Raw genomic sequence first — 11,341 nt, 5'->3', positions numbered from 1 at the left:
GAAAGCGTGCGTATTGCCTGAAAATCCAGCCAGCTACAGGGTCGTTCGCACGAAATCTTATTTATTCAACAAAGCCGCGAAATCCCGCAAGGTTACAGGGGTGTACCAGGCCGGAAATCGCGTAGCGCTCTCTTCTCTTCTTTTTCCTGCCTAACATGTACATCCTGGCATTACTCCAATTCTCCCAAAAACCGTAAAACAGCCCTCAGCCCGCGTCATGACTGGCTTCATGGAGGATCTGAGCAGAAAAAGGATCCTTTACGCATTTGGTTTTTCCCGCAATAATGCGGGATAAGACAACAAAAGGATCCGCGCGCTGCGATTTATTGTCATGGCAGGATCGGCCCGTCAGGTGCAAAATACCTGTATCCATAAACAGTGCGTGCGCTACGTGAAAAATAACTCATGAACAGCATCATTCCCTTGCAGAATTCACCAGAACGCGTCTCCCTGCTGCCGATCGCCCCGGGCGTTGATTTTGCGACCGCGGTGGCACTCCGGCGGATGGCCACCTCAACAGGTGCCACGCCGGCTTACCTCCTGGCGCCGGAAGTGAGCGCCCTCCTCTGGTATATGCCTGACCAGCGTCACCACATGTTGTTCGCCACCATGTGGAATACCGGGATCCGTATCGGTGAAGCCCGGACGCTCACCCCGGAATCGTTCGACCTGGATGGTCTGCGCCCTTTTGTTCGGGTGCTGTCGGAAAAAGTGCGGGCACGTCGTGGCCGGCCGCCAAAAGATGAAGTGCGTCTGGTACCGCTGACGGATGCCAGTTTTGTGCGTCAGATGGAAAGCTGGATGGTCACCACCCGCCCCCGCCGGCGTGAGCCGTTATGGCCGGTCACGGATGAGACAATGCGCAACTGGCTGAAACAGGCGGTGAAGCGGGCTGAAGCTGACGGCGTGCATTTTTCGATCCCCGTGACGCCGCATACTTTCCGTCACAGCTATATTATGCACATGCTTTATCACCGGCAGCCCAGGAAGGTCATCCAGGCACTGGCCGGGCATAAGGATCCGCGCTCGATGGAAGTCTATACCCGGGTATTTGCGCTGGACATGGCTGCCACCCTGGCCGTTCCCTTTACCGGTGATGGGCGAGATGCCGCGGAGATCCTTCGCTCCCTGCCCCCGGCCGGCTGAGATTGACGGGCCTGGCATGACGTCCTGTATTCCGCTAATACGAAATACAGGAGCAGAGCGCATTCAGTGCCCCTCCCTGCTCCAGCACACCAGGACATCATTCGGATGACTGAACAGCCGTGGTCTTGCACGGTGACCTGCAAGCCTGCAGGCATCGACATACCGCAGACAAGACAGGACACAGGCCGTACATCCCACAGTGTATTGTTTCCTGAAAACTCAGTGAATCATCCCGTTAATTGCGAAAGTCATTCACCCCTGTGGCTCACTCCCTTCTGCCATCGGTCTCCTGTTCGCATTTAGCAGTGTGAAGCTGGCGCCGGGTTATACAGACAGCTGCAGTCTCATCCTGCCGGGCTAAACCTGCAATACACAGGGGAACGGATACCGTCAGGTAACATGACCGTCTCAGCATCCGATTGAGATTTTCGTAAGGGGTATAGAGCTTTACTGAAAAATTGACTGTGGCATGTTAACACGTGTGGAGCAGTGCACAGACCTGGGAATATCGCCGTTAAACCCGCATACCGTAGTCAATATCTGCGTATCACGGCCTGAAATCACATATGACAGTCAATATTGTTCGATCATGGCAGACATGATGGAGAACACATATTGACTGCGGTATGCGTGATGCATATCACAGTCAATGGAATGTCCTTAGCGGCATCCGGCAGTCATGTTATGCATATCGCAGTCAATTTTCTGGCTTCATCGCTGAGAGAGCTTCGGCCAGTTTAAGGGGATCGATGCCAGCAGCCTTCAGCGCCTTAATGACTTCGTCATAATTTTGCTCTGGCGCCTTCTCTTCTTCCTCTTTGCGCGGAACCTTCACAGGACCACTGATGAGTTTGGGGTTGCGATAATGCACGCTGAAATAGGTGGCTCGGCCACGTTTAAACTCAGTGTAATCCAGATAACCAATATCCCGCAGCTGCTCCATCGCCTTACGTACCGTGTGGTTCTGCGTATAGACATTTGAGGTGAGATTCAGCCGGTCACGCATCCGTTTCATGGAAATAGGTGCAGGATTCTGGGGAAGACTTTCGATGTAGGTATAAAGCGCCTGGGCTGATTCCTTGCGCTGCAGGGCGTCAATGGCTTTCAGCCGCAGCAGTACCCTTCTGTCCATGTGGTAAAGCTCAAACAGCTTAGGTTCAGCCTTGATCTCAACGATATCCTCGTTGATGTCATAATAGGCTGACTGCACCAGATGTGTGGTCCATCCTTTGGTCTCGCTCTGGAACTTCAGCGTAACCGAGGCGAGTTTAAACAGGGAATTACTGATGCGATCGCGCATTTTTTTGTTTGAACGACGGGAGTCAAATCCGCACATCTTAACGAATTCGACGAACGACAGTTCCAGGGTGTCACTTTTTACCCCATACTCCGACATGGAGCGAATTATCCCCAGCCAGACTTTAAAATCCGTGTCCATATCAAGACGCGAACCGGTGATCTTAACGTCAGTGTATCCTTCGCTTTTGGCAATGGACAGCTGTACAAGCTCCTCAGTCGCGTCTGTAACGTTTTTCCGGTTCGCCTTGCTCTTCCCTGTTGATTTCAGAGTTGGGACGAAGAGACCGAGTCTCATGAGCGCTACTGGCTGCACGGTACTGGTGCTGTTGACATCCAGCTTAACAACTTCACCGGTTGTCTTATCAACCTCCTGAAGGTTCAGAAGTAAGCTGTTATTTTCGCTCGTCATCTTGATCCTCAACGGTTATCCACAAAAGGATGTAGTAATACGTATCGCAGTCAACGGATATACATACCTCAGTAAATACCGTTGCATATCACAGTATTAGATTATGCATATAACAGTCAACATTTTACATTCCACAGTCGATCCAGACAGACGTTAAAGCCAGTTACAGCGCATGCTGGAGCGATCCGGGGATCTCTTTTGGATCTCATTATGATCTCCTTGGGATCAATTATTGGATCGAGACCATGAATAACCCAGATACAAGCCCGGAAGCGCCACACCAGATATCCAGAACCCTGGCCTTATTTTCCTGAATACGCTCTGGAAGATTGAGATCTACAGGTACAACAATGAAACATTGACTGCGGTATGCTGAGTCGTCTTTCCTCTTCCTCGACACAGATGCGGTAAGCATCATACCATAGTCAATATATTACATACCGCAGTCAATTTCATTATAACTGGCTGATCCCGAGCCATCTTTAGCAACCCGACGTACGTGCAATCTGTGAATTCTGTGATTTTCCGCTTCCTCGCCGCTTTCTCACTGTGTGAGATCGCTTACTGCGGCGAGCGGCAGTGATTAATATTGACTGCGGTATGTACTCTTTTGTAATCCCCTGCGTTCTTTCATTACCCAATGTGGTTCACTTTGCACTTTTTCGTGCACTTTGCGATTTTATTGTTGCTTTGCAATAAATTCCAAGATTTAATAAAATAATGCAAAGTGATGATTAAAGGATGTTCAGTATGGGACTCATGGATACACTCAACCAGTGCATAAGTGCTGGTCATGAAATGACGAAAGCAATCGCCATTGCACAGTTTAATGATGACAGTCCGGAAGCCCGGAAAATAACCCGGCGCTGGAGGATTGGTGAAGCGGCAGATTTAGTTGGCGTGTCATCTCAGGCTATCAGGGATGCCGAGAAAGCTGGCCGGCTGCCGCACCCTGATATGGAAACCCGTGGGAGAGTTGAGCAACGCGTTGGTTATACCATCGAACAAATCAATCACATGCGGGATGTATTTGGTACACGACTGCGCCGTGCTGAAGATGCGTTTCCGCCGGTGATTGGCGTTGCAGCTCACAAAGGTGGTGTTTACAAAACCTCAGTATCCGTTCACCTGGCTCAGGATCTTGCTCTGAAAGGACTCCGTGTTCTGCTTGTTGAAGGCAATGACCCACAGGGAACTGCTTCTATGTATCACGGATGGGTGCCCGATCTTCATATTCATGCTGAGGACACTCTCCTGCCCTTTTATCTTGGGGAAAAGGATGACGCCAGCTACGCTATAAAGCCCACCTGCTGGCCTGGCCTTGATATCATCCCGTCCTGTCTGGCACTGCACCGCATTGAAACCGAGCTGATGGGGAAATTTGACGAAGGCAAATTACCTGCTGACCCGCACCTGATGCTCCGTCTGGCCATTGAAACTGTCGCTCATGATTATGACGTGATAGTTATCGACAGCGCACCCAACCTTGGTATCGGTACGATAAATGTTGTATGCGCTGCTGATGTTCTGATTGTCCCTACTCCGGCAGAGCTGTTCGACTACACCTCCGCACTGCAGTTTTTCGATATGCTTCGTGACCTGCTTAAGAACGTGGATCTTAAAGGCTTCGAGCCAGATGTCCGTATTCTGCTTACCAAATACAGTAATAATAATGGCTCGCAGTCCCCGTGGATGGAAGAACAAATTCGGGATGCCTGGGGAAGCATGGTCCTTAAAAATGTTGTGCGCGAAACGGATGAAGTCGGCAAAGGTCAGATCCGTATGAGAACCGTTTTTGAACAGGCTATTGATCAACGTTCTTCAACCGGTGCCTGGCGTAATGCCCTCTCTATCTGGGAGCCTGTTTGCAATGAGATTTTTGATCGTCTGATTAAACCACGCTGGGAGATTAGATAATGAAGCGTGCTCCTGTCATTCCAAGACATACCACACATACTCAATCGACTGAAGATACTTCATCACCGGCGCCGGCCGCGCCGATGGTGGATTCATTAATTGCGCGCGTGGGTGCTATGGCCCGCGGTAATGCAATCTCTCTTCCGGTAAGTGGACGGGAAGTAAAATTTACCCTTGAGGTGCTCCGGGGAGACTCTGTTGAGAGCGCTTCACGCGTATGGTCAGGCAATGAGCGCGATCAGGAACTACTTACCGAAGATGCTCTGGATGATCTCATTCCTTCATTTTTACTGACCGGTCAGCAGACTCCAGCTTTCGGCCGCCGGGTTTCTGATGTCATAGAAATTGCAGACGGCAGCCGTCGCCGTAAAGCCGCAATCCTGACGGAAAGTGATTATCGCGTTCTGGTTGGTGAACTGGACGATGAGCAGATGGCTGCATTGTCCCGACTGGGTAACGATTATCGGCCGACGAGTGCTTATGAACGTGGCCTGCGTTATACAAGCCGGCTGCAGAATGAGTTTGCAGGAAATATTTCTGCGCTTGCCGATGCGGAAAACATTTCTCGTAAGATCATTACCCGCTGTATTAATACGGCCAAACTGCCTAAATCCGTTGTTGCCCTGTTTGCACATCCTGGAGAACTGTCTGCCCGGTCAGGTGAAGCCCTTCAGAAGGCTTTTGCAGATAAAGAAGAATTACTGAAGCAGCAGGCTGAGACTCTCCACGATCAGAAGAAAGCGGGACTAATCTTTGAAGCTGAAGAGGTCATTAGTCTTTTAACATCCGTACTGAAACAATCTCCCGCATCAAGAGTTAATCTGAGCTCACGTCATCAGTTTGCTCCAGGGGCAACAGCATTGTATAAGGGCGATAAAATGGTGCTTAACCTGGATAAGTCCCGCATTCCTGCGGAGTGTATAGAGAAAATAGAAGCCATTCTTAAGGAGCTTGAGAAACCAGGAGTCTGATGCGGACACGCATTATTCTACGGTGATCTCCCTTTACTTCATTTCCTTTCTCACAGGCCAGAAAACATAACTGGCCTGAATATTCTCTCTGGGACCACGGTCCCACCTGCGTCATCTGTCAGCTTATCTGCCTTGGACCACGGTCCCACCTGCATCGCCGGTCAGGTTATCTCCCTGGGACCACGGTCCCACCTGCATCGTCGGTCAGCTTATCTGCCTGGGACCACGGTCCCACCTGCGTCATCTGTCAGCTTATCTGCCTGGGACCACGGTCCCACCTGCATCGCCGGTCAGGTAATCTGTCTGGGACCACGGTCCCACCTGCGTCATCGGTCAGGTTATCTGACTGGGACCACGGTCCCACCTGCGTCGTCGGTCAGGTTATCTCCCTGGGACCACGGTCCCACCTGCATCGTCGGTCAGCTTATCTGCCTGGGACCACGGTCCCACCTGCGTCATCTGTCAGCTTATCTGCCTGGGACCACGGTCCCACCTGCGTCATCGGTCAGGTTATCTGACTGGGACCACGGTCCCACCTGCGTCGTCGGTCAGGTTATCTGCCTGGGACCACGGTCCCACCTGCGTCATCGGTCAGCTTATCGGCCTGGGACCACGGTCCCACCTGCATCGTCGGCACATTATTAGTTTGGGACAACGGTTAAGCAATGCCTGTCACGAACAGGTATTGGCTTGTCGCCAGCAACCTGTTGAGCGGAGTAATCACGCAGCAGGGCGGCTATTACAGGTGATGGTGAAAGCTCTGTTGGGATCTGAACGAAGCATGTTGAGTGAAATTTGCAAAATTTCGCGGGGTGTGCGGCTTAATTTTAAATTTCCGCCAGCATTTTTAAAACCAGCTGCCGCCGCTGCGCGTTGGCCGGTCCTTCGTCCGGCCGGTAACCAGTCCCGGCCGTTCTTACGACCCTGGATGAACATGGTCCCGTCATCAGCGTCTCCAGTGTGATGTCGTTTGTCACGCCGTCCGAGGGGATATCAGGGACACAACATATGGTAGAAAAAGCAGCTGTCTGAGACACAATATATTGATTATCCACAGTAACGGGGGATAACCGTGTGGGTAACATATTGAAAGTCCAACACGTTATCTGATTAACTGACTTTGTAAACGCCGCTGAACCATGAAAAAAATCCGGGGGAATCATCACAGCGCATAAACATACCGTTTTGTTTTTGGGTGACGGCAAGGAGGCCCCTGTTATCACCACATACCTTGTCAAAGGTTTCCATTCCTATCCTTATCAGGCTCTTTTCGTTATTTTCGGGAGAGATCCGGAGATGTTTTGTCAGCCAGACAGGATAGGTATCAGCGTTACGCCAGTACTGCAATTCAATCACTGAAGCCATTCCCCAGATAGTGAAGAATAAGAAAACCACACCTGCGATTTTGCTACCCATATTGTTCCTTAACATTGATTTAATACATTCCTTGCTCCTCGCACCGGAGCACATCACAGATACTGATTGAGATCCACTTCACGCAGCGGCTGGTTTTGACGTTCTGTGATCAATTGCACCAGGTCTTTTTCGTCCAGCGCATCGAGCATTTGTTCATACAGAGCCGCGGGCACACAATAAAAAACAGGGCGGTTGCGGTCAATAATCGCGACCGGGTAGCCGCCGCCGGCACTGGCGGTGGCCACCGGATCGTTTTTAAGTTCGCTGATGCTGGCAGTCACATCACACAGAATGATATTTGTCATGGTTCCCCCCTGAGACAAGTCATCTGTATGATCGGTAAAGTAAGCTCTTGCAGCAAGTCCCGTCTGTCATTTCGACGGTCAGAAACGGGCAACCGGCAGCTCCTTCCAGCGGGTGGTATATGCCGGTGACAGCATCTCCCGTTTCATCTGCCAGTCCGGCGCAATACCCCGTCCGGCAAACCAGACTTTCCCGAGTCCGGAATGATTAATGCCGTCGAGCACCTTCATCAGCGCATCGCTGTGCGGCCGTGGCTGCACGTCATCGAACAGATTCAGCTGCGCGACGCCGTTCGGACTGAAATCATTGAGCATTATCCCCGCTTTTGCGTAGCGGTGGCCATCGAGCCAGATCCTGTCCAGAGACCTGACCGCTGCCGCGATAATGTCCCGGGTGTCACGGGTAGGGGTGTTCAGTTTTTCCGTGGCCACGTTACCGTAATACGGCTCATTAACCGCAAAAGGGGACGTCTTGATGAAGGTGCTGATATGCCGGCAGTACTGTCGCTCACCGCGCAACTTTTCCGCCGCGCGCTCGGCATACTGGCAGACGGCCTGGCGCATTTCTTCGTAGGTGGTGATCCGCTGCCCGAAGCTGCGACTGCAGACAATCTGCTGTTTCGGCGGCGGCGCTTCCTCCAGCGAAATGCAGCTCTCGCCGTTCAGCTCACGTACCGTGCGCTCCAGCACTACGTTGAAGTTTTTCCGGATAAATGTGGGGTTCGTCAGCGACAGCTGCAGGGCAGTGGTGATCCCCATAACGTGCAGCTTTTTCGCTATCCGGTTCCCCACGCCCCAGATTTCTTCCACCGGCTGCAGGCTGAGTAATTTTGCCGTTCTGCGTGGATTTTCGGGCGACAGCGCCAGCACCCCACTGAATTGTGGCCATTCCTTTGACGCCCACTGCGCCGATTTGGCCAGTGTTTTTGTGGCGCCGAAGCCGACACCGATCGTCAGTCCGGTTCCACTGAGAACATGCCCACGCAGCTGCCTGCCAAAATCCTCCAGATCCATACAGTGGCCAATTCCTCGGGCATCCAGGAAACATTCGTCAATTGAGTATTGTTCGACGCGGGGCGACAGCTCTTCCAGCAGGGCGACCACACGGTTACTCAGGCTCGCGTAGAGCTCGTAGTTGCTGGAAAAAACGTACAGTTTTTCAGGAAACTGCGCCTCTTTGAGCTGGAACCAGGGGGTTCCCATCTTTATACCCAGCCGTTTGGCTTATATGTTATTTGGAATTGACTATCCTTAGGTTGTGCTTTCTGACTCGGAAGGAAAGTGTATGCGTGCATCGTTGCTGGCATCTTTACCTTACATGATGGCTGAGCCTACAGCTTTTCGCTGGTTATGCTTACAGGAAAGTTTGCTGAAGGCGCCAAATACGGTTGAAGCTTATGCCCGTGGGATCGATGATTGGCTGCGTTTTTGTCGCCAGAATGATGTGAGCCCTACAGAAGCCAGCCGGGAGATCCTGGCTTTGTATGTTCGGCATCTTAATATCTCCCGCAATCTGGCGGCTGCCAGCCTTCGTCATCGACTCACTATCGTTCGATTATATTGTGACTACCTGCGAGAAGAAGGATTAATAGTACTGAACCCCGTTATGAGAGGCAGCTGGCATCCTGGCGGAGGTGGGCGCAGGGGGCTCATTCAGGCACAGCGACGCCTGCCATGGATACCGAGTGACCGTGACTGGGAAAACTTACTTATCGCAGCCCGCCAGACCACAATACGTAATCGTTTTATGCTATCTCTTGCGTACGACTGTGCCCTGCGCCGGGAAGAGTTGTGCTCCGTTGCTACCGGCGATATTGACCCTTCTCGTCGCTTGCTAACAGTTCGGGCTGAAACGACAAAAACTAAGCGAGGTCGGGTTGTGCCCTATTCTGTCGTAACCGGAGAGTTATATTTCCTCTGGTTAGCAGAACGGCGACAATTAAATACTTCCCGTGGCCCACTGTTTCTTTCTTATTCCTGTCGCAACAGAACTGCGCCAATAACCCGGTGGACCTGGTCCAAGATCGTAAGGTCGTTGGCAATGCAGGCGGGGCTACCCCAATTGAGTACGCATACCTTCAGACATCTATGTCTGACCGATCTCGCCAGAGCTGACTGGGATATTCATGAGATCGCTACGTTTGCCGGCCATCAGAGTATCCAGTCAACGTTACTTTATATCCATCTTAGTGCGCGTGATCTTACGGAAAAATTTAACGCAGGTATGGCGTCGATACATGAACATCGGTTACACCATTTAAAGGGGGACAATACGGATGGCAATGAAAACTGAATATGATGCGCCAGCCCCTTTTGACTACGAAGTATGGCAACCTGATCCTGACTGGGATTGTTCTCCCGAATTACAGCCGATTGAACGAGATACTTTGATAAAGCTGGCTCAGTATGTTGTTGGACGTCATAAACAAAACTGGTCGAACTGTGTAAGACAAAGGCTTTCTCGCCTGATAATTCCACTCAGAGCAGCATTAAAGTGGATGAATGCCGCATCCACAACAACCAATTCTGCAATTCATGACATCATTCTGGAAATGCACCGGCTGGAAAAAAACTACTGGTCATGGACCCAGGACGACTGGCTCGAAGTGCTGTGCAGCAGTGAAGAGGTATTTCGCAAAAAATATGGCAGCTGTGGTAATTGTCGACAGTATGTCCTCGCGATTGCTTGGTTACTGTGCGGATTTAATCGACTTGAGGCGGCTGGCTGCTTTTATCATTATCGGCTTTCTGTCAAAGTTTTTGGCCGCCCGGCGACAGAGGCGGCGGTAAACAAGCTTCAGGAGAACATGCAGCGCCTCGGCTTTGTCGCTGCTGACAATAACATTCGTAATGCGCTACTGCTGTCTATGCTTTGTCAGCGGCAGGTTGATCCTGAAAAATTGGAACTGGAAACACTTAAGCGAGTAATAACTTACGGGCCTGTTTATATGCGTCGCTCTGCGGCCACCTTGTCAAGGATATTTGCTGCGATGGGGCTGTTCCCAGCGGGCATTGACCATCGTATTCTTGAGCGCAGACGGCCTCACGGGGAATATCGTGCAACCAGTAACGTTCCGGAAGAATGGTTGCGATGGTGTGAACGCTGGCGTAAAACCGCTATTAAAGCACCATCATCTGAACTCAGTACATGGTACCGCATCCTGCAGTGTGGGCGCTGGCTGAAAGCCACTCACCCTGATATACATTCTCCTGCAGACTGGAGCCGGGACATCGCACTTGAATACGTAGCTGCAGTGTGTCAAATGAAAATAGGCCAGTGGTCTGAACCGCGCCATATGTATCAGAATCGAATAGGCCAGTTAATGACAGCCTCTGCACGGGCGGGGATTTTACAGGCTATCAGAGTTTTTTTTCGAGACCTTCAGGAATGGGGGCTTATTATCGTCCGATTTAATCCTGTCAGAACGTTCCGTTTACCCCGCGCTATCCGGGCCAGTATTGGCCCTGCACCAAGAGTCGTTGCTGATGATATATGGAGTAAACTTGTCTGGGCAGGGTTGAACCTGCAGGAGCAGGATCTGCATTATGGTGAACAACTTTACTATCGCTACCCATTTTCTATGGTTCGTGCATTATGTGTTCTCTGGCTGTTTGGTGGGTTGCGTCGTGATGAAATTTTGCGGATGCGAACAGGCTGTATACGCTGGCAAAATGATGAACATCAGGGCGGCTCTCGGATATGTTTGCTGGATGTCCCCGTGAACAAAACCAGCACGGCCTTCACCAAACCTGTTGATCCAATCGTAGGGGAATACATTGATTGCTGGGAAAAAGAACGAAATATAGGTAATGACTCCAACTTATTGATAGTGTTTTATGTTCAGATAATGCCCGATGACTTTGTCATGCAGCTCCACCGA

General features: G+C 51.1%; 8 protein-coding genes and 1 pseudogene. 4 read left to right on the top strand and 5 right to left on the bottom strand.

The genetic code is table 11. The features are described 5' to 3' along the window. Positions 1-405 precede the first annotated feature (405 nt). Positions 406-1,146 carry a tyrosine-type recombinase/integrase gene (locus tag V6E55_RS23995; RefSeq protein WP_001515717.1) on the top strand — a complete coding sequence of 247 codons (741 nt, stop codon included), beginning with the start codon at positions 406-408 and terminating at the stop codon, positions 1,144-1,146. Positions 1,147-1,843: 697 nt separating this feature from the next. Here V6E55_RS23995 and V6E55_RS23990 read toward each other — a convergent pair. Further along, positions 1,844-2,854 (bottom strand): RepB family plasmid replication initiator protein, encoded by a 1,011-nt coding sequence (locus tag V6E55_RS23990; RefSeq protein WP_000200070.1) that lies wholly within the window; start codon positions 2,852-2,854, stop codon positions 1,844-1,846. Between the two features lie 750 nt (positions 2,855-3,604). Between V6E55_RS23990 and sopA the strand changes: the two genes are divergently transcribed. After that, the gene (gene sopA / locus V6E55_RS23985; protein ID WP_000523812.1) at positions 3,605-4,771 is read left to right on the top strand and encodes a plasmid-partitioning protein SopA; all 1,167 of its coding nucleotides are present in this window, start codon (positions 3,605-3,607) and stop codon (positions 4,769-4,771) included. Then, positions 4,771-5,742: a ParB/RepB/Spo0J family plasmid partition protein gene (locus V6E55_RS23980; protein WP_004206785.1), complete on the top strand. Its 972-nt coding sequence runs from the start codon at positions 4,771-4,773 to the stop codon at positions 5,740-5,742. Before sopA ends, V6E55_RS23980 begins: the two co-directional genes overlap by 1 nt. A gap of 1,110 nt (positions 5,743-6,852) precedes the next feature. Here the strand turns inward: V6E55_RS23980 and V6E55_RS23975 are convergent. The 3 genes and pseudogenes from V6E55_RS23975 to umuC all read right to left on the bottom strand — a co-directional run. Beyond that, complete coding sequence (locus V6E55_RS23975; protein ID WP_008325193.1) at positions 6,853-7,158, bottom strand: hypothetical protein; 306 nt, start codon at positions 7,156-7,158, stop codon at positions 6,853-6,855. A gap of 53 nt (positions 7,159-7,211) precedes the next feature. Next, the gene (locus tag V6E55_RS23970) at positions 7,212-7,463 is read right to left on the bottom strand and encodes a type II toxin-antitoxin system Phd/YefM family antitoxin (protein ID WP_004118488.1); all 252 of its coding nucleotides are present in this window, start codon (positions 7,461-7,463) and stop codon (positions 7,212-7,214) included. 78 nt (positions 7,464-7,541) lie between these two features. Then, positions 7,542-8,684 (bottom strand): annotated as a pseudogene (gene umuC, locus V6E55_RS23965) (translesion error-prone DNA polymerase V subunit UmuC); the annotation flags it as partial. Between the two features lie 61 nt (positions 8,685-8,745). Here umuC and V6E55_RS23960 point away from each other — a divergent pair. Next, a complete protein-coding gene (locus V6E55_RS23960) occupies positions 8,746-9,753 on the top strand; it encodes a tyrosine-type recombinase/integrase (RefSeq protein WP_008325196.1) in 1,008 nt (335 codons plus the stop codon). Between the two features lie 1,528 nt (positions 9,754-11,281). Here the strand turns inward: V6E55_RS23960 and V6E55_RS25915 are convergent. Then, on the bottom strand, positions 11,282-11,338 hold the full coding sequence (locus V6E55_RS25915) for an IS1 family transposase (protein WP_003032489.1): 57 nt from the start codon (positions 11,336-11,338) through the stop codon (positions 11,282-11,284). Positions 11,339-11,341 lie beyond the last annotated feature (3 nt).

This window comes from Enterobacter sp. 342, from assembly GCF_036663495.1.
Classification (GTDB): Bacteria; Pseudomonadota; Gammaproteobacteria; order Enterobacterales; family Enterobacteriaceae; genus Enterobacter.
The sequence above is the reverse complement of the archived record's forward strand: the minus strand, read 5'-3'. Positions and strand labels throughout refer to the sequence as shown.